Raw genomic sequence first — 26,947 nt, forward strand, 5'->3', positions numbered from 1 at the left:
GGACAGAGCTTCGGGGAGCGGGATGAACAAGAAACTGGTGGGCGCCGCCGTGGTCGGCGCGGCGGTCGTGGCCCTCGTGGCGGCGCAGTTCTGGGGCGGCGACGAGGCACCGGCGGCCACGCCGTCGCCGTCGCCGCCGCCGGTGATCGAAGGAAAGCTCCAGACGTACCGGTTCCCGGACGTGGCGGGTGGCCGCGGCTGGGCGATCGAGATCCCGGTCCCGGCGGACTGGGCCGTGACGCAAGACAAGGACCGCGCGACCTACCGCCACGGCGAGCTCCTGCTGGAGACCGACCGCGTGCCGATCGAGCAGGAAGACCCGCGAAGCGGCTTGGCGGCCATCGCCGCGAAGGCCCACCACGATCCGTCGGACGTCAAGCCCGTCCACGTCGAGGGGTTCGAAGACGCGGCGGAGTGGGACTACACGTACCTGCGCGAGGGCATCCCCACCCGGGCCGCCGTGGTCGGGCTCGGCGCGGGCGACAGCCTCGTCACGATCCGCTTCGAGGCGCCGCCCGCCGAGTTCGACCGCAACCGGGGCGTCCTCGACGCGGCGCTGCACGTCGAGGACGCCGGCTGATCAGCGGAACGCCGCCTGGATCGGCCCGACCGCGAAGTAGGCGATGAAGGCCAGCGCGATCACCCACATCAGCGGGTGCACCTGGCGGGCCTTGCCGGTGGCCGCGCGGATCACGACGTAGCTGACGAAACCGGCGCCGATGCCGTTCGCGATCGAGTACGTGAACGGCATGACGACGATGGTCAGGAACGCCGGCAGCGCGATCGAGAAGTCGGTGAAGTCGATCTCGCGGACCTGCGACATCAGCATCGCGCCCACGACGACCAGCGCGGGCGCGGCCGCCTCGACCGGCACGACCTGGTACAGCGGGGTCAGGAACATCGCGGCGATGAACAGCAGGCCGGTGACGATGTTCGCCAGGCCGGTCCGCGCGCCCTCGGCGATGCCCGCCGCCGACTCGACGAACACCGTGTTCGAGCTGGCCGAGCCGAACCCGCCGGCCGCGCCCGCGAGGCCCTCGACGAACAGCGCCTTGCCGACGTTGGGCAGCTGGCCGTCCTTCGGGAGCAGGTCGGCCTCCTTGGCGAGGCCGGTCATGGTGCCCATGGCGTCGAAGAAGTCGGCCAGGACCAGCGTGAACACCAGCAGGCAGACGGTGATGATCGGCAGCCGCGTCCAGGCGCCGAACGAGACGTCGCCGACGAGCGAGAGGTTCGGCAGGCCGAGCACCTGGTCCGGCAGCGCCGGGTAGCCGAGGTTCCAGCCCTTCGGGTTGGTGCCCTGCGACGGCCCGGCCTTGACGATCGCCTCGACGACGACGGCCAGCACGGTCGACGCCAGCACGCCGATCAGGATGGCGCCCTTGACCTTGCGGGCGACCAGGATGCCGGTGACGAGCAGGCCGACGACGAACACCGCGGTCGGCCAGGACGCGATCGAGCCGTTGATGCCGAGGCCCACCGGGACGGTGGTGTGCGCGGCGTCCGGCAGCCGGCGCACGAACCCGGCGTCGACCAGGCCGATCAGGCAGATGAACACGCCGATCCCGACGGCGATCGCGGACTTCAGCGCGGCCGGCACGGCCCGGAACACCGCGGTGCGGAACCCGGTGAGCACGAGCAGCACGATGATCACGCCCTCGATGACCACCAGGCCCATCGCCTCGGGCCAGGTCATCTGCGGGGCGATGGTGACCGCGACCAGGCTGTTGATGCCCAGGCCGGTCGCGATGGCGAACGGGTAGTTCGCGATCAGGCCCATGAGGATGGTCATGACGCCGGCGACGAGCGCGGTCACGGCGGCGACCTGCGGCACCGGGAGGATGCCGCCGAGGACGTCCTTGTGCGCACCGGCGTCGTCGGCCGAGAAGCTGCCGATGATCAGCGGGTTCAGCACCACGATGTAGGCCATCGTGACGAAGGTGACCAGTCCGCCGCGCAGCTCGCGCGGCACGGTCGAACCCCGCTCGGTGATCTTGAAGAACCGGTCCAGTGTGGACGTCCCCGTGCGGGTCGTCTCCTGCTCCGCCATTCGCCTGCCCATTCTGTCGCTGCTGCGGAGTAGCCTTCACCACGTGAGTGAACCGATCAATCCACCGGAGGTTACGGGCTCGTTGCGGCACACGCCGGAGCTGCCCAAGGGGCTGACCGACCTGACACCGGTGGTGATCGTAGGCACCTCGGTCTGGGCTGTCGCGCTGGTGGTGCTCTTCTTCACGACTTCGGGGCTGTGGGTGCAGACGGCGCTGTCCGGTTTCGCGCTCGGCTTCGTCGGCCTGGCGATCATCGGCTGGCAGCGCGCGGCCGCCCGCCGCGGGTCGAAGTCGGCCCAGCGCCTCTAACCCAGGAGGGTCCTCGGCGAGGGATCGTCGAGCAGCGCCGCGATCAGGTGCCGGTCGGGCCAGCGCCCGGCCGCCCAGGCGAAAGCGCGCGCCAGGCCTTCCGACGTGTCGGCCGCGTGCAGCCGGTCGTCGGACCACCACTGGACGTCGTGTTCGGCGCCGTGGATCCGCACGGTGAGCGGGTCGTGTACCAGGACACCGCCCTCGGGCAGCCGGATGCCGAGCTGGTCCGCGACGAGCTTCAGCGCGGGCAGCTCGGCCCAGGGCGCGTACTCGCCCTCGGTGGCCACCTCGGCGGGTTCGGTGCTCGCGAGCGGCAGGTCGAGCAGGTCCGCGAGCCGCTCCGGGTCCTCGGGGGCCACCACGTACTCCGCCGGTTCCAGCGCACCCGCGACCCACGGCACGTCGAGGACCAGCGCGTCGTCCACAACGGACCCGTCCGCGGCCCGGACGGCGCGCGGCGCACGCGGCTCGAACCCGGAATCGACGACAGCGTCGTAAGCGCGCGTCGTCAGTCCGGGCGAGACCGTGCGTTCCGGGTCGGCGAGCCGGCCGAGGAGGTCGCCTGCTTCCTCCACTGTGGACAAGGCGAGGTCGGTCCGGACTCCGGCGACCTCGAGCAGCTCTGCACTCAGGCCGAGGTCGGGGACCTCGTCGTAGAGGCCGGCCAGATCGGCGCCGGGCAGGTGCCATTCGTTCGGAGCGAGGCCGCCGAGCACGGCGTACTGGGCGATCCACCAGGCCGCATGGCCTCGGGGGGCGCGCAGGGCGTGCCAGTTCTCGGGTCGCGCGGCGAGCAGGCGCAGCGCCGCGGGCCAGGCGTCGTCGGCGACGAGATCCAGGTCACGAATGGCGACGAGCGTCGACGGCGGCTCCGGCCGCGAGTCCCACCAGGTTTCCTCGTCGGGCAGGTCGTGGTCGGGCTCGTGCGGTTCGTCGTCGACGACGAGCGCGAACGAGTCGAGCACCCCGGCTGCTTCGAGTGTGCTTTGTGGCCAGTCCCCGGCGAAGTCCTCGTCGAGGACGTCCATCGCGCCGTCTTCCTCGAAGACCTCTTCGTCGAAGATGTCCAGCAACGGCGACGCCGGCAGGACGAGTTCGTCGGCGCGGCGCCAGGTGTCGGTGCCGGGGAGGGCGAGCGCGCCGACCCAGCCCGGAGCGTCGTCCCCGCAGTCGGCGATCAGCCGCAGCACCGCGCCGGCGAGCGTCGTACCGTCCAATCCGGACCGGACGTCCTCGACACTGCGCTCGACGGCGTCACGCAGCTGGTCGGCGTTGAGCAGCTCGCGAGCGTCGGCCTGCTTGGCGCCCAAGCGTTCCAGCAGCGGGTGCGACGCGGCGGGGTGCACCAGCCGCAGTCCCGGAATGTCCACATCGGACAGAAGATCGAGCAGCTCGGCCGAGCCTTCGACGAGCAGGCACCCCCGGGCACCCGGCAGCGTCCGGCCGTCCGACAGCGGGACAGGAAGCCCGTCGAGCCGTTCCGCGGCGAGCGCGTGCGACTCGACGGCGATCGTCAGAGCCGCGTAGACATCCCGCCACCAGCCCGGGTCGCGAGTGACCCCGGTGAGCGTATCCAGCACCTCTTCGATGCCGATCACCTGCACCGCGACGGCTTTCAGCGCTTGCGCGGGCGCGGCGCCTTTGAGCAGCCCGGGAATGAGGTCGACGAGAAGTCCGGGCAGGCCGGGGACGTCGACATCGAGCACCTTCGCCTGGCGCCCCGCGACCTCCTTTCCGTCCTGAGTGGACAACCACGGCTCGGCACTGAGCCCGGCCAGCACTTCTTCCCGCAGCTTCGCGTCCACAGTGGACTTCGGAAACCCCGGCACGGGCACGAGCGCGAACCGGTGCTCCGGCGGCAGCAGCCGGACGAGCCCGACGTACTCCTTCGCGGCCTCTTCAAGTGCTTTCGCCAAGTCGGGCCCGGGCAGCGCACGGCGGCGCGAAGGTTCGACGGGCACGGAAGCGAGCAGCCGGGCGGGCAGCGAAAGCCCGTCGTCGGTGGGGGTCGGCGCGTGCAGGACGTCCTCTTCGAGCGGTTCCGGCGTACCGTCGGCGCCGACCGGGACCGCCCACACGACGTCGCCACGGTGGGTCAGCCAGCGGGTTTCCGTTCGCGGGCCCCGGATTTCGACGACGTTCCCGTCGGACGTCCGTGTCCACACGCGACCGTCGACGTCGACTTCACCCAGCCACGGAAGGGCGAGAAGGAGATCGGCGACGTCGTGCGCGAGTTCGTCGAGAAGGACTTGCCCGTCGACGCCGTCCCGCAGCGGCAGCCGGACTTCGGTGTCGAAGCCGGGCGGCACGTCGGCGGGCACGGGCCACGGAAGCCGCAGGACGGGGACGTCCCCGTCGATGCCCGCGGCTTGCCGGGTGCGCTCGGCGGAAAAGGCGACACCACCGGTGACGGAGACGACGCGAGGTTCATCGGAAACGGTCCGCACGGCGGCGAACCCGACCCCGAACCGCCCGACGGTCTCACCGGTCTTGCCGGAAGCCCGCAGCGAAGCGAGCGACGCGACACCACGCGCATCGAGCGGAATGCCGGTGTTGGCGAACCTGAGTTCGGAGTCCACAAGGGACACCCGAACGCGTCCGGGCACCCCACCGGCCATGGCGGCATCGGCGGCATTCTGCGCGAGTTCGACGAAGAGCCGGTCCCGATAGGCGCCGACGCGCAGGTCGCGCTCGACGTTGGTGTCCTCGGTGAGCCGGGTGGGCGAGTCCTGCCAGGCGCGCAGGGTGGTTTCACGGAGCCGCGCGGTGCCGAAGGGATCGGCCACGGACGGCTCAGGCGTTGCGCTGGTCACCGGTCACTTCGTCAACGTGGGCTTGCGCCTCGTCGGTCGGGGTGGGCTCGGCATCGGTCACCTCGGCCTGAGTCGGCTCCGCTTCCGCGGGCTCGGGCACTTCGGCCACAACCGGCTCGGCGACCACATCGGCCTCCACCGCCTGCGGCTCGGCAACCACCCCGGCCGACTCGTCCTGCGCAGGCTCCGGCGCCGCAACCGGCTCGGCGGCAACCGGCTCAGCCTGTACTTCCTCCACCGCCGGCTCAGCAACCGCCTCCGCCGGCTCGGCAACCTCAACCGCCACCGGCTCAGCAGCCACATCGGCCTCCGCCGCCTGCGGCTCGGCCACCAGATCTGCCGGCTCAGCAGCCTCAGGCGCCACCGGCTCAGCCTGTACTTCCTCCGCCGCCGGCTCAGCAACCACCACCGGCTCGGCCTGCTCGGTCACCGCCGCCGACTCCGGCTCGGCGACCACATCAGCCTCCGCCGCCTCGATCTCCGGCTCCTCCTCGGCCGGCGAGACGTCAGACTCCGCGACTCCCGTCTCCGGCTCGGCCGCCGCCGTCTCCACCACCCCCGGCGCCGGGGTGAAGTCCAGCAGCGAATCGTCGTAGACCAGCTCCGCCACCGGGACCGAGGAGGTCAGCTCGACCTCGACCTCCGAGTGCGCGCCGCAGCCGTACTCCACGGCCACCACGTGGCCGTCCGCCGGGGCGATATCGTTGGTGCACACCCCGAACATCCCGCGCAGCGAACCCGCCAGCTGCACGAAGAACCCGCACGTCCCGCACACGTCCGGCGCGCTGCGCGCCATGTCCGAGCGCGGTCCGAACTCGCCGCCGTGCCAGCGCGTCGCCGCGTCCGTGCGGCCGAAGCGGGACAACACGTGGACGCGGCCGAGGCCGGTGTCGTGTGCCACCTCCTCCACCGCCGGGTCGTCCGACTGGAGGTACGCCGGGGCCAGGCGGGGGTCGTTCTCGTCCGTCGGGAAGATGTCGCCGACACCCAGGTCGCCCGCGCGCACGCGGCGCTCCCACGGCACCCACGGCGGGGCGACCAGCGCGTCCGGGCCGGGCACCAGCATGACCTCACTGACCGTCACCGGCTCGTCGTCGCCCGCCAGCGCGACCGTCACCGACCAGCGCCAGCCGCCGTAGCCGGGCACCTGAGCCTCGAACAGGTGACTCGCCGTGACCGCATCCTCGCGGGAGACCCCCACGTGTGCGCCGAGCTGCTCCTCGGGTGCGTCCTCCAGCACCGCGGCTCGCGCGAACTCCACCGCGTCGGCGAGTTTGCGCTGCACGGAACCGTCGTCCAGGGTCAGCAGCAGAGTCATGCGGCCAATTGTGCCGCACGCATCCGCGGCGCCCGTGCCAGGCTGTTCAACGTGCGCACGCCGATCATCACCTCGCTGCTGCTGGCCGCCTCGCTCGGCGGCTGCGCCGGGGCACCCGCGCAGGAACCAGGCCCCGAACGCCTCACCGTCCAGGTGCTCTCGACCCTGCCGCACGACCCCGCCGCGTTCACCGAAGGCCTCGAATTCGCCGGCGGCACCCTCTACGAAAGCACCGGGCTCGCCGGCCAGTCGACACTCACCGCGGGCCCCGCCGGCGGCCCGCCGGCGACGAAGGCCACCCTGCCCTCGCCCGTCTTCGGCGAAGGCGTCACCGTGCTCGGGCCGACGCTCTGGCAGCTCACCTGGCAAGACGGCTTCGCCATCGAACGCGACTCGAAGACCCTCGCCGAGCTCCGCCGCGTCCCCTACCAGGGCGAAGGCTGGGGGCTGTGCCACCAGGCCGACGGACGGCTGGTGATGAGCAACGGCTCCTCGCGGCTCACCTTCCGCGACCCGAAGACCTTCGCCGTCACCGGCGGCGTCGACGTCGGCCGCGACCAGCTCAACGAACTCGAGTGCGTCGGCGGCGACGTCTACGCAAACGTTTGGCACACCGACACCATCCTGCGCGTCGACGCCGCCACCGGACACGTCACCGGCACCATCGACGCTGGTCAGCTGCGTGCCCAAGTGAACGCGACGGGCTCCGAAGACGTGCTCAACGGTATCGCCGCGATCCCCGGAACCGGCGAATTCCTCCTCACGGGGAAGCAGTGGCCGGTCACGTTCCGGGTGAGGTTTGTCCCGGTACCGGCGTGAAAGCACGGATGAGCAGGCGGAACCGGCCCCCGGTAAGGCAGGATTGAGACGTGGCACTCTTCGGCTCCCGCTCCGACGGCACTCCGCCGGGTCAGCCGCGCGGCCGGAAGGCCAAGCGGCGCTGGACCCCGGAGCCCGGTGCGGCCACGGCCAAGCCGTGGCGGGAGGCGGCCGCGCCACCGCGCGCCGAGCACACCCGCGTCGAGCACCACAGCGCGCCACCCCCGACCCGCGTCGAACGGCCGGTCCCACGCGGTGGCTACCGCGAGGACGCCGGGCAGCGCGTGCCGAACGCGAACGAGGCACCGACCGCCGCCGTGCCGCGGGGGCACCGTCCGCCGCCACCGCGCGGGGCACGGCCGTACGACCCGCACCGCACCGAGCCCGTCCGCCGGGAGCAGCCCGGCTTCTACCAGGGCGAACGTCATCCCGGCAGCGGCGAATACGAGCACTACGACACCGGCGGCTACGCGGGCGAGCCGCGTCCGCCGGAGCCCGAGCCGCCGCGGGAGGAACCGCGGACGCCGGGCGGCACGCCGAAGATGCCGAAGAAGATCACCGTCACTCGGGTCGCCGCGATGCGCAGCCGTCAGCTGACCGGCCAGGCCGTCGGCGCCTTCCAGCGCGCGACGAAGGCCGACGGCGCCGAGAAGTCCGGCCTCACCTCGCTGACCTACGCCGTGATGCTGAACTACGCCAGCGACGCGGCGATGGCGATCGCGCTGGCCAACACCCTCTTCTTCGCCGCGACCAGCGGCGAGAGCAAGGGCAAGGTGGCGCTCTACCTGCTCATCACGATCGCGCCGTTCGCGCTGGTCGCGCCCGTGATCGGGCCCGCGCTCGACAAGGTGCAGCGCGGCAGGCGGCTGGCGATGTGCGCGTCTTCGATCGGCCAGGGGCTGATGGCCGTCGTGATGGCGCTGCACTTCGACGACTGGCTGCTCTACCCGGCCGCGCTCGGGATGATGGTGCTGTCGAAGTCGTTCACCGTGCTCAAGGCGGCGGTGACACCCCGGGTGCTGCCGTCGGAGATCACGCTCTCCAAGACGAACGCCCGGCTGACCACGTTCGGCCTGGTCGCCGCGGGCGTGTTCGGCGCGCTGGCCAGCGGCATCAACGCCATCTCCGGCTCGGCGGGCGCGCTGTGGTTCACGGCGCTGATCTGCGTCGCCGCCGCCGTGCAGTCGATGCGGATCCCGGCCTGGGTGGAGGCGACCGAGGGCGAAGTCCCGACGTCGCTCTGGGCCCACCCGACGGAGAAGAAGCGGCGCCAGCCGATGGGCCGCCACATCGTCGTCGCGCTGTGGGGCAACGGCTCGGTGCGCGTGCTCACCGGGTTCCTCATGATGTTCGCCGCGTTCGCCGTCAAGGCGCAGACCGAGGGCAGCGGGCAGACGCCGTTCATGCAGCTGCTGTTGCTCGGCGTGATCGGTGTCGCGGCGGGCGCCGGCGGGTTCCTCGGGAACGCGCTGGGCTCGCGCCTGCACTTCGGCAACCCCGACCAGGTGATCGTCGGGTGCGTGGCGGGCTGTGTGCTGGCCGCGCTGGTCGCGACCGTGCTGCCCGGCCTCGCCACGGCCGCGATCGTCGGCCTGATCGGCGCCACCGCCAGCGCGCTGGCGAAGATCAGCCTCGACGCCGTCATCCAGGAGGACCTGCCCGAGGAGTCGCGCGCGTCCGCGTTCGGCCGCTCGGAAACCGTGCTGCAGCTCGCCTGGTGCCTCGGCGGAGCGGTCGGCCTGCTGCTGCCGCCGACGTACTGGATCGGCTTCCTGGTGATCACGATCCTGCTGGCCGTCGGGTGCGCGCAGACGTACCTGGTGCGCCGCGGCGGCTCGCTCGTGCCGGGCCTCGGCGGCGACCGGCCACTGCGCCCCGAGCCGACCGGCAGCTTCCCGGCCCAGGGCCTGCCCAGGGACGCGGCACCCCGCCGGTAGGCTCCGGCCCATGCGACGTTCCCGGGTGGTGGCCCTGCTTGCGGCCGGTGGGTTCGCGGTGGCCGGCTGCTCGGCACCCGGCCCGGCCGAGGTCACTTTCTACGCCGACGGCCACACGATCAACACGACGCCCGTGCTCACGTGCGACTACTCGCAGAAGCTCTCCCAGCCGTGCAGCGCGAAGGGCACGACGCAGACGCTGAAGGTCCGCCCGGGCAAGCCGGTGCAGATCTCGGTGCCCGGCGAGGTCGCGGACGCGCCGTGGCAGATCGTCTACGAGTACGTGACCCCGCAGGGCGAGTTCAAGCAGAGCGACCCGATCCCGTTCACCTCGCTGGACCGCTACGCCTACACGGTCACACCGCCGACGCCCGCCGACCGCATCTCGGCGGTGGACGTGCAGAAGTACACGGCGGTGCTCAACGCGGACACCGGCGAGTCCGGCCTGCTGCCCAGCGACGTCTGGGGTCTCCGGCTCGAGGCTTAGCCACCGGATCGCCCGGACGTGGGGCAGCCGCGGCCGGGAGCGGGTCCGGGTCCGGCTCGTCGACGAGATCCCGCCGGCCTAGGGGTCGATGTCCCGGGCGACCGCGCGCATGATCTCGGCGATCTGCTTGGTGTGCTTGCGGTCCGGGTAGCGATTGCGCCGCAGGTCCGGCTGCACCTTCAGCTCGAGCAGCTTGATCATGTCCTCGATCAGGCCGTGCAGCTCTTCGGCCGGGCGACGGCGCGCCTCGGCGACGGACGGTGGCGGGTCGAGCAACCGGACGGAGAGCGCTTGCGGCCCGCGGCGGCCGTCGGCGACGCCGAACTCCAGCCGCTGTCCGGCCTTGAGCCCCTCGACGCCCTGCGGCAGCGCGGCCTTGCGAATGTAGACGTCGGCGCCACCGTCCTGCGTGACGAACCCGAACCCCTTCTCCGCGTCGTACCACTTGACCTTGCCGGTCGGCACTTCCCTCACCAGTCCTTCTGCTGTCCGCTCACGACGAACGCGCCCGGGGCGTACCCAGGGCGCGCTCCTGAAAGGGTATCTCGCCACAGGCCCTGGGGAGAAGTCGATACCGGCGGATACCCTCTTGCGTCATGAAGACCACGACGAAGGAGGCCGGCGTGGCCGCTCCCGGCAAACCGTTCCTGATGCGCGTCGGCATCGGGTTGTTCGCCCTCGGCATGATCGCCGTGCTGGCGGTGTTCATCATGTTCGCCGCCGGCCTGGAGAACCTGCCGATCTGGCTGTCCGTCGCCGCCGGCGTCGTCACGCCGCTGGGCCTGCTGCTGGGCTTGCTCGCGCTGGTCTTCGAAGCGCGAGCCAAAAAAGAGGGCTAGGGCACCGCGCTCCCCGCGAACGTCCGCTCGAACCATTCCGGGAACTCCGTCAGCGAGTCGAACACCACTTCGGCGCCTTCGCTCAGCAGGAGTGTGCGGTCACACGGCCCGGTGGTGACGCCGACCGCGATCGCCCCGGCGGCGAGCGCGCCCCGGATGTCACCGGCGTGATCTCCGACATACACACGCGCGTCGTGCGCCAGAAGCGCTTCGGCCTTTTGCGTCGACCACAGCTCGCCGACGACTTCGTCGACCTCCAGCCCGAGCGCGTCCACGTGCAGCTGCGCGTTGGGCCCGTACTTCCCGGTGACGACCAGCGTGCGGCCGCCCGCGGCCCGCACCGCGCGGAGTGACTCGACCGCGCCCGGCAGCGCGACCGTGCTCGGCACGACCATGTCCGGGTACAGAGCGCGGAACCGGTCGACGAGGCCGGGGATGCGTTCCTCGGGCGCTTCGAAGCCGCGCAGGATGTCGTCGAGCGGTGGGCCGAGGTTGGCCGCGAACGCGTCTCCGTCCAGCGGTAAGCCGGATTCGACGCCGAGCGCGTTCATCGCCGCGGCCATGCCCGGCCGCGCGTCGATCAGTGTCATGTCGAGGTCGAACCCCACCGTGATGCCCACAACCGACACGTTAGCCGTCACCACCGACAGGTTTACACGCAAACCGATCATGTACAGCGCCTTGACAGCCAGGCTAACTGTGTCAAGGTGAAGGTGTGACCAGCTTCACTGACCGGACCAAGGCGTCCCTCCGGGAAGCCCTGCTCGACGCCGCCGCGGACCTGCTGCCGGACCGGGGTCACGCGGGCCTGCGGATGGCCGACGTCGCGGCCAGGGCCGGGGTGAGCAGGCAGACTGTCTACAACGAATTCGGGAACAAGGCGGCGCTGACCCAGGCGGTGGCGCTGCGCACCGCGTCGGAGTTCCTCGACGGGATCCGGCAGCGGTTCCAGACGGCGGACGGGCTCCTGGCGGGCATCCACCACGCCGTCGTCTACACGATCGAGCACGCGCGGGAGAACCGCCTGGTCGCGGCGGCGCTCGGCACCGAAGTCGCCGAGGACCTGCTGCCGCTGCTCACGACCAAGGGCGAGCCGATCCTCACCGCGGCCACCGACCTCGCCGCCGAGCAGTACCGCGAGTTCGAACCCGGGCTGCCCGCCGAGGCAGCCGCGCTGCTCGCGGAGACCGCCGTGCGCCTCTCCCTGTCGCACCTGGTGCTCTCCACGCACTCGGCAGCCGAAGCGGCCGACGCCGTCACCGCGGTGCTGGCACCCGCCATCCGCCAATTCGTCCACTGAATCGTCAATCGGAGTGACACGATGACCGACACGCTGCCCGAACTCCGGACCGGTTTTTCCTCGCTGCGCAAGGGCGGGCTGAACTGGGACTCCTTCCCGCTGCGGCTGTTCGTCAAAGGCAACAAGAAGTTCTGGAACCCGGCCGACATCGACTTCAGCCGCGAACGCGAGGGCTGGGAAACGCTCAACCCCGAGCAGCAGCGAAGCACGACGTACCTGGTCGCGCAGTTCATCGCCGGCGAAGAGGCCGTCACCGAGGACATCCAGCCGTTCATGCGGGCGATGTCGGCGACCGGCCGGTTCGGCGACGAGATGTACCTGACGCAGTTCTGCTTCGAGGAAGCCAAGCACACGGAGGTGTTCCGGCGCTGGATGGACGCGGTCGGGCTGACTCAGGACCTCCATCCGTACGTCGCCGAGAACCCGCACTACCGCAAGCTGTTCTACGAAGAGCTCCCGCAGTCGCTGCGGGCGCTGGAGGACGATCCCAGCCCGCTCAACCAGATCCGCGCGAGCGTGACGTACAACCACGTCATCGAGGGCAGCCTCGCGCTGACCGGCTACTACTCGTGGCAGCTGATCTGCACCCAGCACGACATCCTGCCGGGCATGCAGGAACTGGTCCGCCGCATCGGCGACGACGAGCGCCGTCACATGGCCTGGGGCACGTTCACCTGCCGGCGGCACGTCGCCGCGGACGACTCCCTGTGGGACGCGGTGCAGCAGCGGATGGGCGAACTGCTGCCGCACGCGCTCAACATGATCCAGTGGGTGCAGGACCAGTTCGAGGAACTGCCGTTCGACAACGACCCGCAGGAGATCATCCAGTACGCGGCGGACCGGGCGCAGCGCCGCCTGGGCGCGATCGAGTCGGCGCGCGGGATGCCGGTGGAGCAGATCGACCTGGACTACTCGCCCGAGCACCTCGAGGAGACGTTCGGCGAGGAAGACGCCAAGGCGATCGCGGAAGCCGCCGCCGCGGTCGCCTGACACAAGTCCGTGAATGGCACATTGAGGGACTCTAAGTCCCTCAATGTGCCATTCACGGACTTCAGGCGTGCTTGGTCGCGGCCGCCGTTTCCAGGCCGAGCAGGGTGATCGACTTCTCGCGCATCTCGACCTTGCGGACCTTGCCGGTCACCGTCATCGGGAACTCGTCGACGACGTGGACGTACCGCGGGATCTTGTAGTGCGCCAGCTTGCCGCTGCAGAACTCGCGCACCTTCTCCGCGGTCAACGGCGAAGCGCCTTCCCGCATCCGGACCCAGGCCATCAGCTCTTCGCCGTACTTCTCGTCGGGGACGCCGATGACCTGCGCGTCGAGGACGTCCGGGTGGGTGTAGAGGAACTCCTCGATCTCGCGGGGGTAGAGGTTCTCGCCGCCGCGGATGACCATGTCCTTGATGCGGCCGGTGATGTTGACGTAACCGTCGCCGTCCATGACCGCCAGGTCGCCGGTGTGCATCCAGCGGGCCGCGTCGATCGCTTCGGCCGTCTTGTCCGGTTGTTCCCAGTACCCGAGCATCACCGAGTACCCGCGCGTGCACAGCTCGCCCGGCTCGCCGCGCGGGACCGTCAGGCCGGATTCGGGGTCGACGACCTTGACCTCCAGGTGCGGCCCGACCCGCCCGACCGTCGACACGCGACGCTCGATCGAGTCGTCGGCGCGGGTCTGCGTCGACACCGGAGACGTCTCGGTCATGCCGTAGCAGATGGACACCTCCGCCATTCCCATCCGGTCGATGACCTGCTTCATCACCTCGACCGGGCACGGCGAGCCCGCCATGATCCCGGTGCGCAGCGACGACAGGTCGAACTCGCCGAAGTCCGGGTGGTTGAGCTCGGCGATGAACATCGTCGGCACGCCGTAGAGCGACGTGCACCGCTCGGCCGCGACGGCTTCGAGCGTCGCGCGGGGGTCGAACGCCGGGGCCGGGATGACCATGCACGCGCCGTGGCTGGTGCACGCCAGGTTGCCCATCACCATGCCGAAGCAGTGGTAGAAGGGCACCGGGATGCACACCTTGTCTTCTTCGGTGTAGTTGCACAGTTCGCCGACGAAGTAGCCGTTGTTGAGGATGTTGTGGTGGCTCAGCGTGGCGCCCTTGGGGAAGCCCGTGGTCCCGGAGGTGTACTGGATGTTGATCGGATCGTCGGCCGACAGGCCGGCCCGCAGGTGCGCCAGCTGAGCCGGGTCCCCGCGCCGGCCGGCGTCCATCAGTTCCTGCCAGCTCTCGCCGCCGAGCACCACGACGTGCTCCAGCCGCGCGCACTTCTCGCGCACTTCTTCGACCATCGCGGGGTAGTCGGACGTCTTGAACTTGTCCGACGCCACCAGCAGCCGGATCCCGGCCTGGTCGAGCACGTACTCGAGCTCGTGCGACCGGTAGGCGGGGTTGATGTTGACGAGGATCGCGCCGATCTTCGCCGTCGCGTACTGGAGGAAGGTCCACTCCGCCCGGTTCGGCGACCAGATCCCCACCCGGTCGCCCTTCCCGATGCCCCGCGCGACCAGCCCGAGCGCGAGCGCGGTCACCTCGCCCGCCAGTTCCCGGTAGGTCCACCGCCCGCCGGCGGCCCGGTCCACCAGCGCGTCCCGGTCCCCGAACGCGGCCACCGTCCGGTCGAAGTTGTCGCCGATGGTGTCCCCGAGCAGCGGGACCTCCGAGATCCCCGATGCGTAACTCGGCAGGGCGGGCGCGTCAGGCATGGTGGCTCCTCGGACGTCTTCGTCGGGCCTCCCGAGTCTAGGAAGCGAACCCGCTCATGGCGACCTCACTTCGCTCGGCTGAAGCGGCCTTGAAGCGCGTACGAGCCGGCGGCGGACGTTGCTTTCACGTCGTAGCTGTCGGGATCGGGGTCGCGCATACCGGCGGCGTGGTTGTACTGCGCGGCGAAGAGGTGCTCCCCGGCCGGCACGGTCCTGCCCGGCTTGAGCTCCCAGCGGTAGACCACCGCGCCGTCGCTCTCCTGCGCGGTGACGGCGAAGTCGTCGGCGGGCCCGGTCTGCCACTGGCCGGTGCTCTGCACGCCACCGGTCTGCGCGATGCGCACTTCCACCGTGAGCGCGGTCAGCGGCTGGGCGACGTCGAGGGTGAGGGCGCTCTGCGCCCAGTACACGGTGCTGTGCGGATCGACGGAGCCCTGCGCCGACAGCGGCCCGTCCGAGACCCGGCTGCCGGCCGGTGCGGCCGGGCTCGGGCTGCCCGGCGACGGCCGGGCAGTGGTCGTCCGGCCCGGATGCCCCGTCGCGGGCGGCGGTGCCGAACCGCCGGTGGGGCGCGAGGAGGGCGTAGTACTCGGGCTCGGGACGCTGAGCGTGGTCTCGCCGTCCGGGTGCGCCGGAGCGGTCTGCACGCTTCCGGCGACGGCGAGACCGGCGACGGCCAGGATGCCGGCCGCGGCGGAGCCGGCCAGCACCACCTTGGGCCATGACCGCGCGATGCCCGGCCGCCGCCGCGGAGCGTCAGTGCCGGCCATGCCGCGGTGCACGCGGGCCAGCATCCGGTCGCGGTCGGGCTGGTGTGCCTCGGCGGCCTCGCGCAGCCGCCTGCCGATCTCCTCGTTCACCGGCTCCTCCTCTCCGCCGCCAGGTCTCCGGCCGCTTGCCCGCCGAGCAGACGTTCCAGCTCGGCCAGTCCCTTCGAGGTCTGGCTCTTCACCGCGCCGACCGAGATGCCCAGCGCCCGCGCGGTGTCCTTCTCCGACAGGTCGAAGGCGTGCCTGAGGATGACGCAGGCCCGCTTCCCGAAGGGCAATCTGCCCAGGGCCGCCCGCACGTCCACCACGGCGGCCACGTCGGGACTCCGCTCCTGCTGCGAACCCGGCGACCAGAACAGGGCGATCCGGCGGCGCTCGCGCGTCACGCTGCGGACCCGTTCCCGTGCGAGGTTCGCGACCACCCCGCGGGCGTACGCCAGCGGGTGCTCGGCCTCGCGCAGCCGGTCCCAGCGCTGCCACAGGGCGATCAGAGCGTCGGCGGCGAGGTCGTCGGCCGCGTCCGTCTCGCCGGTCAGCAGGAACGAGAAACGGGCCAGCCCGGCGTAGTGCCGTTCGAAGAAGTCGTGGAACTCCGCCGACGTGTCATCGAGGAGCATGTGTCCCGGCTGCCCTCTTCCTGCTCATGCCCCCGTCCAAGGCGGCAACCTACCAGTGGCGACCCGCGGCCGGGCCGGCGCGAACGCCGGCCCGGCGCGGGTCAGGCGGGCTCGCCGTACAGCACGCCGCGGCCGTTCGTGCCGACGTAGACCCGCCCGTAGACCTCCGGGTCACCGGTGATGACGCCGGAGCCGGCACCCCCGCCGAACTGGTGCCGGTCGTCGTTGATCCGCTTCCAGGCGCCGCCGCCGTCGGTGGAGCGGAAGATCCCGGTGACGCCGTTCACCGTGCCGACGAGGTAGAGCGCCGGATAGCTCGCCCCGGGGGCGGACTTGCCGAAGCCGACGGCGCCCGCCGCCTGGACACCACCCAGCCTGCGGAAACCCGCGCCGCCGTCGGTGGAGTGCCAGAGCCCCCCGCCGTCCGCGATCCACAGATCCCCGGCGACGCCCGGGACCGCCTCGAGATGCCCGCCGGGAAGACCGCCGGCGCGAGCGGCGAAGCTCCGGCCGCCGTCGGTGCTGGCGAACAACGTGTCCCCGCTGAGCGCGTAGAAGGTGCCCGCGGCGGAGCGGTCGGCCACCACCGCCGTGCCCTTGGGCAGGCCGGCGGACGCCGTCCAGGTCGCGCCGCGGTCGGTGGAGACGGCGGGCACCTGGCCCGCCGCGGTCCACACCACCGTGCCGCCGTCAGCCGAGATCGCCACGCTGCCGCCGCCCGCGGCGCTCACCGGAGTCCCGGAGAACGGCCGCCAGGTGGCACCGCCGTCCGTGGAGTAGGCACCGCGCGCCTGGTCGCTGTAGCCGACGCGGACGACGACGTCCGGCTTGGCCTGGGCGAAGTCGATGCCGGTGGTGTTGCTGAAGCGCGGTCCGGACGACGCCCCGGCCGGGACCTTGTCCAGGTCGTCGTGGCGGAATCCGCCGACGTCGCCGAGTGCGCTGACCAGCTTGCCGCCGGGCGGCGCGACCAGGCCGAGCACCGCGGTCTCCTCCAGCCCCTTGGCGGGGACCGTCCAGTGCGTGGCGCCGCCACGATCCGCCGCGGTCACGTCGTCGCTCGCCCACAGACCCGATCCGGTGCCGTAGATGACGTGCCCCGAGTCGAAGGGGTCGAGGGCCAGCGCGCCCATCCAGTGGCCGATGCCGGTGCCGACGTACGGTGCGGCGGAGGCGTCCCGGACGGACGTGGCACCCAGCGCCTTCCAGGTGGAGCCGCCGTCGGTGGAGCGGTACAGCTCGTCCGACGGCCACCAGCGGTCGAGGGTGGTGACCATCACCGTGGCCGGGTGCTGCGGGTCCACCGCCAGCCCGCCGAAGCCGAACCCGTCGCCGGGGATCGGCGAGACGTCCTTCCAGGCCCCACCGGCCGGCGTGTACTTCCGCACCGAACCGGCTTTCACGCCATTAGGACCGGGGGAGTCGGTGTAGGTCACGTACAGCGAACCGTCACCGGACAGGACGCCGTGCTGCGGCAACTGCCCGGTCGGCTGGCCGGGCACGGCCTGCCAGCTGGAGCCGCCGTCGGTGGAGCGGTACAGCGAGGTGTTCCTGTCGGCGGCACCGACGTAGATCGTCTTGCTGCCGGCCGGGCCGAAGGTCACGAAGGACAGGCCGACGCCACTGCTCGCGCCGTCGGTGACGGGGAAACCGGGGACCTGGTTCCACGTCGTGCCGTAGTCGGTGCTGCGCCACAGCCCGTTCTTGCGGGTGCCCAGGTACAGCGTCCGGTGGTCGGCGGGGTCGATCGCGAGCCGTTCGCCCATGGAGCGGCCGTCCTCGTTGCTGCCCAGTTTGAACGGCAGGTCGGTGCGCTGGAACGTCTTACCCTGGTCGGTGGAGCGCAGGATCGCGCCGTTGCCTGCCCAGTCGTTGGTGTACGTGCCGGTCGCGAGGTACAGGCGATCGGGGTCGACCGGATCGGTCGCCACGCTCTCGATGCCGTACAGGTTCCAGTCCGCGGCCCAGTCCGTCAGCGGGACCCATTGGCCGGCACCGCCGTCCCAGCGGTACGCGCCACCCATGTCGGTACGCGCGTACAGCAGGCCCTTGCGGCTCGGGTTGAAGACGAAGCCGGTGACGAAGCCGCCACCGGCGATCTGGACGTTGCGCCAGGCGTAATCGCCCGAACCGGCCGACGTCGCCGGCGGCGGGGCGGACGCGCTGGTGGACGGCTGGGTCACGACGGGCCTCGTGGGCGCCGAGGGCTTGGCGGGGGTGTCCGTCTTCGCCAGCGTCCACTGCTGGTCGGTGCCGCCGCGGTCGGCGGACGGGACGACCGCGGCGTCGCCGCCGTTGTTCACGCCGAGAACCAGGCCGCTGCCGCGCGAGACGATCTTCACCGCACCTTGGCCGGCCTCGGTGAGCTTCCACTGCTGGTTCGCGGCGCCGGTGTCCGACTGCTGCTCGAGAGCGGCAGGCCCGGTCGCTTTCCGTACCCCCAGTACCTTCCCGCTGTTGTGGTTGACCAGCCGGCAGAAGCCGCCGTCGACGAGCTGTACCTGCCACTGCTGGCTGGCGGCACCGGCGGCGCGCTTCTCCTCCTGGATCCGGACGCCGTCCGCGTGATCCGCGCCGGCCACGTCCAGCGCGTTACCGCTGCGCACGGAGACGAACTGGTAGTAGGCGGCGGTGTCCACCGCCACCTCCTCCGGCTCGCCGCGCGCCAGCAACAGGTACGGAACGACCAGCGCCGGCACGGCCAGCGCCAAGGCGATCACCACCCAGCGTCGGCGTTTCCGCAGCCCGGCGGACCCGGTCTCACTCATCGCAGCTCTCCTTGACGTCCTCGGTTCTGCCCCCAAGTTGCCGCTGCTCCCGAAAAGGTTTCCGCCCCGCGAAGATTTCGCCGGGTCCTCGACGGCCGGGCGCAGGGTGGTGGTTCCGCTACGCTCGGGGACGTGCCGGAGGAATTCTCACTGGGCCTGGCCGAGGTCGACGTCGCGGTCCGGCGGGCCGGTCTTCCGGCGAACTGGCACCCGTTCGAGATCCGCAGCCCGGGGCGCACCCTCGAGGAGCACGAGCGCATCGCGGCGGAGTCGTGGGAATCGCTGCGGGCGCGCGGGCTGGCGGCTCGGGACAAGCTGGACGTCGAGGTCGAGCAGACGCTGCGCGCGTGGACCCAGCCCGACGTGCTGATCATCGTCCGCGCGGCGGAAGCGGGTCGCCGGGTGCTCTACCGGGCGGCCATCGGCCACGGCCTGGGGGTGTTTTCGGAGCTGTCCGGCGAGGAGATCCTGTTCGCGCAGGCGCGGCCGGACCGGCTGGTCGACCTCGTGGCCGGGATGCTGCCGAGCTACCCGCCGGTGCCGCTGGCCGAGCTCGCGTTCGTCTCCCCCGGCTCCCGCCAGGACGCCGCGGCGGCCGCCGAGTTCTCGGCTTGGCCCCTGCACCGCTACGGCACCTTCGAGCTGTCGGTCCGGCAGGGCCAAGGCGCGCTTCACCCGGTCGGCACAACGACGTTCGTCGACAACGACGGCGGCCGGTTCCTGATGTGCACCGAGGCCCTGCCGGACGGCGAAAGCCGCGTCCGGTTCATCCCATCGGATGGTTCTCACCTGCGGAGCTGGCTCCACGAGCGTGGCCGGAACTCCGCCGCACCCAGGAACCACTGACACCCCTTGTTCGTCACTAGTACAGTGCGGGAGGACCACGCACGGTGGCAGCGGGCGACGGGAGGGCGTCATGGGTGGATCGCAGTTCGGCGCACCGGGATCCTTCACGCCTCCGCCCGCCGCCGGTGACGCGGGCTCGAACTTCCTCTCCGGCATCGTCGCCGGCCCGGTCGATTCGGCCGCGGCGCAGCGGGTCAGCACCGGCGGCAGCCACCTGAAGTCACTGGCGGAAAACGGCCAGTTCGCGGTCAACGAGGAAGGCTTCCAGGCGTACCTCAAGGCCTGCGACTTCTTCATCGACGGCTACGACAAGATGCTCCGCGACGTCCGGGTCCTGGCCGGCGCGGCTCGCATGGGCGGCAGCGCCTACGCCCAAGCCGTCGCCCGGTTCAACGCGACGGCGGCCGACGGCGACCCGGAAGCCCTGATCCCCAACCTCCTCCTCATGAAGCGCGGGGTCGAAGAAGCCCGTGAGGCGATGGTGATCGCGCGGAAGAACTACCGGGACACCGAAGACGCCCACACCGTCGCGTTCACCAAGCTGGACAAGGATCTGCCGGGTCAGTGACTTCCCACCGCATCGCCGCCGTAGTGACCGCCGCCTGCGCGACGTTGGCGCTGGCCGCGTGCACCGATCAGGTCGGCGGCCAGGCGAACCCGAGCCCGGCCGGACACGGCGAGACGAACACCTCCGCCCCGCCGTCCGGGAATCCGGACAACCCCTTCGCCTCCTTGAACCCCTGTTCGCTGCTCGACCAGGCGCTCACCGATGCGGGTTTCCCGCCGGCGGTCCCGACCGTCGCCGACGCGAAGGAGAGCTGCGCCGCGAACAAGCCGAGAGCCGGCGACGTGCACCCCGTCGATCTGGCGCTTTCCCTTCAGCCCGGCCGTGGTTACCGGAACAACGTCGGCAACCCGGGCCAAGCGAGTGAGGGAAAGGTCAACGGGCGCGCGGCGGTCGAAGAACGTGAACCACAGCAGTCGCCCGGGCAGTGCGGCATCTGGCTGGAAGTGAAACCGGCGTCCCGCGCCCTCGTTCTCGTGACGTCGGGATCGGACACGGCGAACGCGTGCAAGCTCGTCGAAGGATTCGCGGAGAAGATCGAACCACTGCTGCCGAAGACCAACTGATACGGAGTCCAGCCATGAGTCAGCCGCACCGGGCGCAGCATCGCCAGTCCGAGGGTGACTACTACGCGGAAACCGCCCAGCAGCTCCAAGGTCATGGCACCGACGGCCAACGGCTCACCGAAAAGGCCGCTTCGGACTATTCGGTCGCGCAGGGAAAGCTCTTGCAGGAAGGGCAAACCCTGCGGGCCGGTGCGCCCGCGCCCGGCGAGAACTACGCGAACCAGCCGCACGAAGCGCTGTACGACATGGTCCACCAGAACCTGGACCTCGAGGACCTCAACGACCGCAGCCGGGTCGCCAACGTCTACGGGAACTGGCTGGCGGACGCCTCCAACCAGTTCCGCGACGCCGCCACGGCGGCGGGCAGCTCGTGGCAGGGACCGGCGGCCGGCCAGGCGAACACGTTCTTCCAGAGCACGGCCGGACACACCGAACAGACCGGCAACGCGATGCAGCTGGCGTCGAACCACTACTCCCAGCAGTCCGCCGCGGCCCACTACGCCAAGACGAACATGCCCGAGCCCACCGGTTTCGACCAGCAGGCCGAGCTGGACAAGGCGCGACGGCAGTACGAATCCGGCGACCTCGTCGGCATGAACGGCACCATGGGCGGCATCCAGGCCAAGCAGCAGCAGGCCGACGCCGCGCACCAGCAGGCCGTCCAGGTCCTCCAGAACCTCGACTCGACCTACCACGAGACGGCCAGCTCCCAGCCCACCTACGCCCCGCCGCCGCAGCTCGGGCAGGGTGACTCCACCTCCGCGTCCGGGTTCCACGGCGGCAGCGGCACCGGCAGCGCCGGCTTCGGCGGCACCGCGGCCGCCGGCGGGACCACCGGGCCGGGCGGCACGAGCGGCACCTACGTCCCCGGTGGCGCCACCCCGCCGGGCACGACGCCACCCGGGACGACGCCGCCGTCGTACGTCCCGCCCGGCACCACCAGCGGCACCGGCACCTTCAGCGGCAACACGAACTTCCGCGCCGCACCGGCGGCGAGCGGGTTCAGCCGGATCACTCCCGACGGGCTCGCGATGACCGGCAATCCCGGCGTCGGCGGGGGAAGCGGGGACACCACGCGCGGCAAGCCCGGCATCGGGTCCGGGCGGGCCGGGACCGGGTTCGCCGGTTCCCGCGTTTCCGGCAGCGCCGGTACCCCGAAGGAGACGCCCGGAGAAGGCGCCAAGGCCGCGGGGAAGAGCACGGGCAAGGCAGCGGGTGAGCGGCTCGAACGCGGCGCCACCGCCGCCGCGGCGGCCAAGGGCAAGGCCGGTGGCGCCGGCGCCACGGGTGCGGCCGGGGCCGGCAAGAAGAAGGAAGACGACCAGGAGCACAAGAACAAGTACGGGGTCGACGACGACGTCTTCGAGCTCAAGCCGGACCACGGGCCCGACGGTGAGAAGATCATGCGGCCGACCATCGGTGAGACGTCCTAGGGGACATCCCCCAAATCCCGCGCCGGCCAAGATCGGCGGCGTGAGCCGCGGTTACATTGGGGTCATGCGCTTCTTCATCGTCGACGCCTTCACCGACCGGCCCTTCGCCGGGAACTCCGCCGGGGTCGTCCTGCTGGACGAGCCCGCCGACGCCGTCTGGATGCAGGCCGTCGCCGCCGAGATGAAGCACGCCGAGACCGCCTTCGTCGTGACGTCCCAGGACGGCCCGAAGCCGCTCAGGTGGTTCACGCCCGAGGTCGAGGTCGCGCTGTGCGGCCACGCGACCGTCGCGGTCACGCACGTCCTCGGCGGTGAGCAGACGTACACCACGAAGAGCGGTGAACTGCGCGCCAAGGCCGCGGACGGCTGGGTCGAGCTGGACTTCCCGTCGGACCCGCCGCGGGACACCGACGACGACCTGTCCGAAATTCTCCCGGGTGCCGAGATCGAGTACACCGGTCGCGGCGTCGAGAACCTCTTCGCCGTCCTGCCCGACGCCAAGACCGTCCGCGCGCTCGAGCCGGACCTCGCGAAGCTCAAGGGCACCTGGAACGGCAGGCTGCTGGTCACCGCGAAGGGCGACGACGTCGACTACGTCAGCCGCTTCTTCGCTCCCGGCGTCGGCATCGACGAAGACCCCGTCACCGGCTCCGCGCACTGCATCCTGTCGCCCTACTGGTCCGGGCAACTGGGGAAGGACGAGCTCACCGGCGAGCAGGCGTCGGAACGCGGCGGGATCGTCCGGACCCGCCAGGACGGCGACCGGGTCCACCTCGCCGGCCAGGCCGTCACGGTCGTCAGTGGGGAGCTGTACGTCTGATGCGCACCTTGCTGAACATCATCTGGCTCGTCCTGTGCGGCTTCTGGATGGCGCTGGGCTACCTGGTCGCCGGGGTGATCTGCTGCATCCTCGTCATCACCATCCCGTTCGGGCTGGCGTCGTTCCGGATCGCGCGCTACGCGCTCTGGCCGTTCGGCCGCACCGTCGTCGACCGGCGTGACGCGGGCGCCGCGTCGTTCCTCGGCAACGTCATCTGGTTCGTCTTCGCCGGGTTGTGGCTGGCGATCGGGCACATCGTCACCGGGATCGGGCTGTGCATCACGATCATCGGCATCCCGCTCGGCGTCGCGAACTTCAAGATGATCCCGGTGTCGCTGATGCCGCTCGGCAAGGAGATCGTCGAGCTCCCCTGATCAGGACTCCGGCTCGTACGGCAGCTCGACGACCAGGCAGGGCCCGCCGACGAACAGGCCGCCGTCGACGCCCAGCGCCTTGCCACCCGCGTACAGGAACGGGCCCTCGAGCTGGGTCGGGTGGATCCCCAGCTGGTCGGCGATGACGCTGTGCCCGTGCACGATCCGGGAGCCGCCGAGGACCTCCATCAGCTTCCCGGCGTTCTCTTCGCCGTCCGGGCCGCGGAAGGCGTACCGCGTCGTCATGCGGCGCCAGACGTCCCACCAGGCTTCGATGTCGTTGCCCTCGAGGATCTCGCGAGCGGCCTCGTTGATCTCCTCGATCGAGGAACCCCAGTCGAGGTACTCCAGCGTGTCCGAGTGCAGCAGCAGGTGATCGGCGGCGAGCGCGGCCAGCGGGCGCGCGGTCAGCCACTCGATGTGCTCCGGCGTCAGGCGGTCCTGGTCCGAGAGCAGGCCGCCGTTGATCTCCCAGCTGCGGGCGAAGCTGCGCGGGCCGAAGTCGGACGGCACCGGCTCGTCGCCGAAGTGGTACATCCCCAGCGCGAGGATCTCGTGGTTGCCCAGCAGGGTCTGCACCTGGCCGCCGGCCTCGGCCGCCTGCTCCTCGAGCCGCATGACCAGGTCGATCGCGCCGACGCCGTCCGGGCCGCGGTCGACGAAGTCGCCGAGGAACCACAGCTGGGCCTCGCCGCCGGACCAGTTGTCCTCTTCGTCGACCAGGCCCTCGGCTCTCAGGGCGTCGGCGAGTTCGTCACGGTGGCCATGGACGTCACCGACCACATACGTGGACTTGCTCATCCGGTGACGATAAGCCCTGCTTCGGACTCAGCGTAGGTCAGCCTTCGCCGAACGGGTCCAGCGTTCGCCCGATCAGGTCGGCGACCGAGTCGAGCACCAGCGTCGGCCGATACGGATAGCGTTCGGCCGACTCCCGGCTGGATATGCCGGTGAGCACCAGGATGGTCTGCAGCCCGGCTTCGATGCCCGAGTGCACGTCGGTGTCCATCCGGTCGCCGATCATCAGCGTCGACTCCGAGTGCGCGCCGAGCCGCCGCAGCGCCGAGCGCATCATCAGCGGGTTCGGCTTGCCGACGTAGTACGGCGAGCGCCCGGTGGCCTTCTCGATCAGTGCCGCGACGGACCCGGTCGCCGGCATCGACCCTTCCACGCTCGGGCCGGTCGCGTCGGGGTTGGTCGCGATGAACTTCGCGCCGCCCTCGATGAGCCGGATCGCGCGGGTGATGGCACTGAAGCTGTAGGTGCGGGTCTCGCCCAGCACGACGTAGTCCGGGTCACGCTCGGTCAGCACGTAGCCGACCTCGTGCAGCGCCGTGGTGAGGCCCGCTTCGCCGATGACGTACGCCGAGCCGTTCGGCCGCTGCGACGAGAGGAACTTCGCGGTCGCCAGCGCCGACGTCCAGATCGACTCCTCCGGGATGTCGAGCCCGGTGCGCTCCAGCCGTGCCCGCAGGTCGCGCGGGGTGTAGATCGAGTTGTTCGTCAGCACCAGGAAGTCGATGCCGTTCGCCTTCAGCTCGGCGAGGAACTCGTCGGCCCCCGGGACGAGGTGCTCCTCCTTCACCAGGACGCCGTCCATGTCGGAGAGGTACGTCCACCGGCGTTCGTTCATGGGCGGAACCTATCACGCGCGCGAGGCACCTGCGTGGCACAGCGAAAAGGGCTACAGTGGGAATTGCCGGTATCGCGAGGGGAGTCGCGTATCCGGTTACCGAGGGGGTTCGGGGGAATACTTTTCGGCAACGGCGGCGCGCTCGTCGTCGCGCAATTCTTCCTGCCCCCGTGACCCAAGGGGGAAAACCATGACCGAAATCATCGAGCGCCCGGCGGCCACCGCGGCGATCGACGCGCCGAACTGGGGACTCACCAAGTTCCTCGACCCACTGCCGGTTCCACCAGTGTTCCGGCCCCGCAGCCGGGAAACGATCACCATTCCGATGGTCACCCGGCAGCAGAAGCTGCACTCGCAATTGCCCGAAAGTACGTTGTGGACGTACGCGGGGCATTTCCCGGGTCCGACTATCGAAGTGCGCAGCGGCCGGCAGCTGCGGATTTCGTGGTCGAACGAAATCGACGGTGAGTTCCCGCTCGTCGCCGTCAAGGGCCCAATCGCCACGGGGCCCACGAGCCGTCCGGGCCGCGAGCTCGACAAGGAGAACTACTCGATCATCGAGGGCGTCGCCGACCTGCCGGCCTGGACGGTCGTCCACCTGCACGGCGCGCGCACCAACGCGGGCAACGACGGCTGGGCGCACAACGCGGGTCTCAAGGGCACGTCCCAGCTGGCGGAGTACCAGAACCGCCAGCAGGCGATGCCGCTCTGGTACCACGACCACGCCATGGCGATCACGCGCTTCAACGTCCACACGGGCCTGGCCGGGATGTACCTGGTCCGCGACGACGAGGAGGACGCGCTCGGCCTGCCGCACGGCGACCACGAGCTCCCGCTGATCATCACCGACCGCAACCTGGACACCGACCCGGCGACCGGCGCGCTGACCGGCCAGGTGCTGTTCAAGGTGCCCTTCATCCCGCCGAACGGCCCGATGATTCCGTTCACGGGCCCGTTCAACCTGGTCAACGGCGTGATCTGGCCGCACCTGGACGTCGACGCGCGGTGGTACCGCTTCCGGCTGCTCAACGCGGCCAACTCGCGGTTCTACACGCTCAACCTGGTCGACGAGAACAACGTCCCGGTCAACGACGCCGTTCGCCTGATCGGCACGGACGGCGGCCTGCTGCCCGCGCCGGCGCCGTTGCCGAACGGCGGGCTGACCGTCGCGCCGGCCGAGCGCTTCGACGTCCTCATCGACTTCAGCCGCTTCAAGGGGCAGAAGCTCAAGCTGCGCAACGCCGACCCGCGGCTGGGTGTCGTCGAGCCGGACCTGATGGAGTTCCGGGTGGACAGCCGGGCGAAGCACGACCCGTTCGCGCTGCCGGAGAAGATCTCGACGTCGTACACGCGGCTGCAGCACGGCACGACGCTGCCGGAGGACCACGACCACGTCTGGGTCGCGCTGCTGCTCAACGCCGAGGGACACCCGGAGATGTGGGACCTCCAGCAGGTCGACGCGGACCCGGGCGGCGCGGGAGTCATCCAGCTGCAGGACCCGAACGGCGGGCTGAAGACGTTCCGGATGAACGGGCGGCTCTTCGACGACACGACGGGGATCTTCATCGACCACGACCGGTGGGCGGTGTGGAACCTCGTGCACGTCGCGAACGGCGGGCCGTCACACCCGGTCCACGTCCACCTGACGGAGTTCCAGGCGCTGTTCCGGCGCGCCTTCACCACGACGTTCGACCAGGCCACGGAACGGACGACGGCGCCGATCAGCGGGTTCACCGACGTCCCGCTGGAGAAGTACGAGGAGGGCTGGAAGGACACGATCATCGTGAACCCCGGCCAGTGGGTGAGCGTCGCCGGCCGGTTCGGCGGCGGCACCGGCGAGTTCATGTTCCACTGCCACATCCTCGACCACGAGGACGAGGGCATGATGCGGCCGTTCGTCGTGCACCCGCCCGAGGTGGCGAAGTTCCACGTCCACCCGGGCGGCGGCCACCACCACGACGCCGCCTGA

26 protein-coding genes are annotated in these 26,947 nt (G+C 70.9%); 15 read left to right on the top strand and 11 right to left on the bottom strand.

Going from position 1 to position 26,947, the window contains the following annotated elements; translation table 11 throughout:
- Positions 1–22 precede the first annotated feature (22 nt).
- Positions 23–580 carry a hypothetical protein gene (locus A3CE_RS0118835; RefSeq protein ID WP_020641662.1) on the top strand — a complete coding sequence of 186 codons (558 nt, stop codon included), beginning with the start codon at positions 23–25 and terminating at the stop codon, positions 578–580.
- Here A3CE_RS0118835 and A3CE_RS0118840 read toward each other — a convergent pair whose 3' ends face one another.
- A complete protein-coding gene (locus A3CE_RS0118840; RefSeq protein ID WP_020641663.1) occupies positions 581–2,050 on the bottom strand; it encodes an NCS2 family permease in 1,470 nt (489 codons plus the stop codon). It lies immediately after the preceding gene.
- 82 nt (positions 2,051–2,132) lie between these two features.
- Here A3CE_RS0118840 and A3CE_RS0118845 point away from each other — a divergent pair, with 82 nt between their 5' ends.
- Entirely contained in the window at positions 2,133–2,360 is a 228-nt protein-coding gene (locus A3CE_RS0118845; protein ID WP_020641664.1) for a DUF2530 domain-containing protein, read from the top strand.
- On the opposite strand, the gene A3CE_RS0118850 is transcribed toward A3CE_RS0118845, so the two are convergent.
- Together A3CE_RS0118850 and A3CE_RS59905 are read right to left on the bottom strand one after the other, a co-directional pair.
- Positions 2,357–5,176, bottom strand: coding sequence for a sacsin N-terminal ATP-binding-like domain-containing protein (locus A3CE_RS0118850; RefSeq protein WP_026468639.1), 2,820 nt, complete (start codon positions 5,174–5,176; stop codon positions 2,357–2,359). The genes A3CE_RS0118845 and A3CE_RS0118850 overlap by 4 nt on opposite strands.
- Positions 5,157–6,494 carry a DUF3027 domain-containing protein gene (locus tag A3CE_RS59905; RefSeq protein ID WP_020641666.1) on the bottom strand — a complete coding sequence of 446 codons (1,338 nt, stop codon included), beginning with the start codon at positions 6,492–6,494 and terminating at the stop codon, positions 5,157–5,159. The genes A3CE_RS0118850 and A3CE_RS59905 overlap by 20 nt, the downstream gene beginning before the upstream one ends.
- Before the next feature lie 51 nt (positions 6,495–6,545).
- Here A3CE_RS59905 and A3CE_RS0118860 point away from each other — a divergent pair, with 51 nt between their 5' ends.
- The 3 genes from A3CE_RS0118860 to A3CE_RS0118870 are packed head-to-tail and all read left to right on the top strand — an operon-like array spanning position 6,546 to position 9,737.
- Complete coding sequence (locus A3CE_RS0118860) at positions 6,546–7,313, top strand: glutaminyl-peptide cyclotransferase (RefSeq protein WP_020641667.1); 768 nt, start codon at positions 6,546–6,548, stop codon at positions 7,311–7,313.
- Between the two features lie 50 nt (positions 7,314–7,363).
- Entirely contained in the window at positions 7,364–9,250 is a 1,887-nt protein-coding gene (locus A3CE_RS0118865) for an MFS transporter (protein WP_020641668.1), read from the top strand.
- Between the two features lie 10 nt (positions 9,251–9,260).
- Positions 9,261–9,737, top strand: coding sequence for a DUF2771 family protein (locus A3CE_RS0118870; protein WP_026468640.1), 477 nt, complete (start codon positions 9,261–9,263; stop codon positions 9,735–9,737).
- A gap of 78 nt (positions 9,738–9,815) precedes the next feature.
- On the opposite strand, the gene A3CE_RS0118875 is transcribed toward A3CE_RS0118870, so the two are convergent.
- Positions 9,816–10,202, bottom strand: coding sequence for a cold-shock protein (locus tag A3CE_RS0118875; RefSeq protein ID WP_013230216.1), 387 nt, complete (start codon positions 10,200–10,202; stop codon positions 9,816–9,818).
- A gap of 131 nt (positions 10,203–10,333) precedes the next feature.
- Between A3CE_RS0118875 and A3CE_RS0118880 the strand changes: the two genes are divergently transcribed.
- Complete coding sequence (locus A3CE_RS0118880; RefSeq protein WP_020641670.1) at positions 10,334–10,576, top strand: hypothetical protein; 243 nt, start codon at positions 10,334–10,336, stop codon at positions 10,574–10,576.
- Here A3CE_RS0118880 and A3CE_RS0118885 read toward each other — a convergent pair.
- A complete protein-coding gene (locus A3CE_RS0118885) occupies positions 10,573–11,196 on the bottom strand; it encodes an HAD family hydrolase (protein WP_020641671.1) in 624 nt (207 codons plus the stop codon). The two genes, A3CE_RS0118880 and A3CE_RS0118885, sit on opposite strands and share 4 nt — an antisense overlap.
- Positions 11,197–11,291: 95 nt before the next feature.
- On the opposite strand from A3CE_RS0118885, the gene A3CE_RS0118890 reads away from it, so the two are divergent.
- On the top strand, positions 11,292–11,876 hold the full coding sequence (locus tag A3CE_RS0118890) for a TetR/AcrR family transcriptional regulator (protein WP_020641672.1): 585 nt from the start codon (positions 11,292–11,294) through the stop codon (positions 11,874–11,876).
- A gap of 21 nt (positions 11,877–11,897) precedes the next feature.
- Positions 11,898–12,866: a R2-like ligand-binding oxidase gene (locus A3CE_RS0118895; protein ID WP_020641673.1), complete on the top strand. Its 969-nt coding sequence runs from the start codon at positions 11,898–11,900 to the stop codon at positions 12,864–12,866.
- A 61-nt stretch (positions 12,867–12,927) separates the two neighbouring features.
- Here A3CE_RS0118895 and A3CE_RS0118900 read toward each other — a convergent pair whose 3' ends face one another.
- From A3CE_RS0118900 to A3CE_RS0118915, 4 genes are all read right to left on the bottom strand, one after another.
- Positions 12,928–14,586 carry an AMP-binding protein gene (locus A3CE_RS0118900; protein WP_020641674.1) on the bottom strand — a complete coding sequence of 553 codons (1,659 nt, stop codon included), beginning with the start codon at positions 14,584–14,586 and terminating at the stop codon, positions 12,928–12,930.
- Positions 14,587–14,651: 65 nt separating this feature from the next.
- On the bottom strand, positions 14,652–15,446 hold the full coding sequence (locus A3CE_RS0118905) for a hypothetical protein (protein WP_020641675.1): 795 nt from the start codon (positions 15,444–15,446) through the stop codon (positions 14,652–14,654).
- A complete protein-coding gene (locus A3CE_RS0118910) occupies positions 15,443–15,973 on the bottom strand; it encodes a SigE family RNA polymerase sigma factor (RefSeq protein WP_020641676.1) in 531 nt (176 codons plus the stop codon). The genes A3CE_RS0118905 and A3CE_RS0118910 overlap by 4 nt, the downstream gene beginning before the upstream one ends.
- A 101-nt stretch (positions 15,974–16,074) precedes the next feature.
- Positions 16,075–18,741: an RICIN domain-containing protein gene (locus A3CE_RS0118915; protein WP_020641677.1), complete on the bottom strand. Its 2,667-nt coding sequence runs from the start codon at positions 18,739–18,741 to the stop codon at positions 16,075–16,077.
- Positions 18,742–18,873: 132 nt separating this feature from the next.
- Here A3CE_RS0118915 and A3CE_RS0118920 point away from each other — a divergent pair, with 132 nt between their 5' ends.
- From A3CE_RS0118920 to A3CE_RS0118945, 6 genes are all read left to right on the top strand, one after another.
- Positions 18,874–19,587 (top strand): ESX secretion-associated protein EspG, encoded by a 714-nt coding sequence (locus A3CE_RS0118920; protein WP_020641678.1) that lies wholly within the window; start codon positions 18,874–18,876, stop codon positions 19,585–19,587.
- Positions 19,588–19,657: 70 nt separating this feature from the next.
- Entirely contained in the window at positions 19,658–20,155 is a 498-nt protein-coding gene (locus A3CE_RS0118925) for a hypothetical protein (RefSeq protein ID WP_020641679.1), read from the top strand.
- Complete coding sequence (locus tag A3CE_RS51305) at positions 20,152–20,718, top strand: DUF3558 family protein (RefSeq protein ID WP_020641680.1); 567 nt, start codon at positions 20,152–20,154, stop codon at positions 20,716–20,718. The genes A3CE_RS0118925 and A3CE_RS51305 overlap by 4 nt, the downstream gene beginning before the upstream one ends.
- A 14-nt stretch (positions 20,719–20,732) precedes the next feature.
- Positions 20,733–22,151: a hypothetical protein gene (locus A3CE_RS0118935; RefSeq protein WP_020641681.1), complete on the top strand. Its 1,419-nt coding sequence runs from the start codon at positions 20,733–20,735 to the stop codon at positions 22,149–22,151.
- 64 nt (positions 22,152–22,215) lie between these two features.
- Entirely contained in the window at positions 22,216–22,971 is a 756-nt protein-coding gene (locus tag A3CE_RS0118940) for a PhzF family phenazine biosynthesis protein (protein WP_020641682.1), read from the top strand.
- Complete coding sequence (locus A3CE_RS0118945; protein WP_020641683.1) at positions 22,971–23,345, top strand: YccF domain-containing protein; 375 nt, start codon at positions 22,971–22,973, stop codon at positions 23,343–23,345. Before A3CE_RS0118940 ends, A3CE_RS0118945 begins: the two co-directional genes overlap by 1 nt.
- Here the strand turns inward: A3CE_RS0118945 and A3CE_RS0118950 are convergent, their stop codons facing one another.
- Both A3CE_RS0118950 and A3CE_RS0118955 read right to left on the bottom strand, forming a co-directional pair.
- A complete protein-coding gene (locus tag A3CE_RS0118950; RefSeq protein WP_026468642.1) occupies positions 23,346–24,146 on the bottom strand; it encodes a metallophosphoesterase in 801 nt (266 codons plus the stop codon). It lies immediately after the preceding gene.
- 37 nt (positions 24,147–24,183) lie between these two features.
- Positions 24,184–24,978 carry an HAD-IIA family hydrolase gene (locus tag A3CE_RS0118955; protein WP_020641685.1) on the bottom strand — a complete coding sequence of 265 codons (795 nt, stop codon included), beginning with the start codon at positions 24,976–24,978 and terminating at the stop codon, positions 24,184–24,186.
- Positions 24,979–25,168: 190 nt separating this feature from the next.
- Here A3CE_RS0118955 and A3CE_RS0118960 point away from each other — a divergent pair, with 190 nt between their 5' ends.
- Positions 25,169–26,947 carry a multicopper oxidase family protein gene (locus A3CE_RS0118960; RefSeq protein ID WP_020641686.1) on the top strand — a complete coding sequence of 593 codons (1,779 nt, stop codon included), beginning with the start codon at positions 25,169–25,171 and terminating at the stop codon, positions 26,945–26,947.

The organism is Amycolatopsis balhimycina FH 1894 (genome assembly GCF_000384295.1).
GTDB lineage: Bacteria > Actinomycetota > Actinomycetes > Mycobacteriales > Pseudonocardiaceae > Amycolatopsis > Amycolatopsis balhimycina.

What these genes read in the sequence shown, in the direction of transcription:
- A3CE_RS0118935 (WP_020641681.1), top strand. Translation starts at nt 20,733, where the DNA reads ATGAGTCAGCCGCACCGGGCGCAGCATCGCCAGTCCGAGGGTGACTAC.
- A3CE_RS0118945 (WP_020641683.1), top strand. Translation starts at nt 22,971, where the DNA reads ATGCGCACCTTGCTGAACATCATCTGGCTCGTCCTGTGCGGCTTCTGG.
- A3CE_RS0118835 (WP_020641662.1), top strand. Translation starts at nt 23, where the DNA reads ATGAACAAGAAACTGGTGGGCGCCGCCGTGGTCGGCGCGGCGGTCGTG.
- A3CE_RS0118840 (WP_020641663.1), bottom strand. Translation starts at nt 2,050, where the DNA reads ATGGCGGAGCAGGAGACGACCCGCACGGGGACGTCCACACTGGACCGG.
- A3CE_RS0118880 (WP_020641670.1), top strand. Translation starts at nt 10,334, where the DNA reads ATGAAGACCACGACGAAGGAGGCCGGCGTGGCCGCTCCCGGCAAACCG.
- A3CE_RS0118925 (WP_020641679.1), top strand. Translation starts at nt 19,658, where the DNA reads ATGGGTGGATCGCAGTTCGGCGCACCGGGATCCTTCACGCCTCCGCCC.
- A3CE_RS0118950 (WP_026468642.1), bottom strand. Translation starts at nt 24,146, where the DNA reads ATGAGCAAGTCCACGTATGTGGTCGGTGACGTCCATGGCCACCGTGAC.
- A3CE_RS0118955 (WP_020641685.1), bottom strand. Translation starts at nt 24,978, where the DNA reads ATGAACGAACGCCGGTGGACGTACCTCTCCGACATGGACGGCGTCCTG.
- A3CE_RS0118900 (WP_020641674.1), bottom strand. Translation starts at nt 14,586, where the DNA reads ATGCCTGACGCGCCCGCCCTGCCGAGTTACGCATCGGGGATCTCGGAG.
- A3CE_RS0118940 (WP_020641682.1), top strand. Translation starts at nt 22,216, where the DNA reads ATGCGCTTCTTCATCGTCGACGCCTTCACCGACCGGCCCTTCGCCGGG.
- A3CE_RS0118895 (WP_020641673.1), top strand. Translation starts at nt 11,898, where the DNA reads ATGACCGACACGCTGCCCGAACTCCGGACCGGTTTTTCCTCGCTGCGC.
- A3CE_RS0118910 (WP_020641676.1), bottom strand. Translation starts at nt 15,973, where the DNA reads ATGCTCCTCGATGACACGTCGGCGGAGTTCCACGACTTCTTCGAACGG.
- A3CE_RS0118870 (WP_026468640.1), top strand. Translation starts at nt 9,261, where the DNA reads ATGCGACGTTCCCGGGTGGTGGCCCTGCTTGCGGCCGGTGGGTTCGCG.
- A3CE_RS0118915 (WP_020641677.1), bottom strand. Translation starts at nt 18,741, where the DNA reads ATGAGTGAGACCGGGTCCGCCGGGCTGCGGAAACGCCGACGCTGGGTG.
- A3CE_RS0118960 (WP_020641686.1), top strand. Translation starts at nt 25,169, where the DNA reads ATGACCGAAATCATCGAGCGCCCGGCGGCCACCGCGGCGATCGACGCG.
- A3CE_RS59905 (WP_020641666.1), bottom strand. Translation starts at nt 6,494, where the DNA reads ATGACTCTGCTGCTGACCCTGGACGACGGTTCCGTGCAGCGCAAACTC.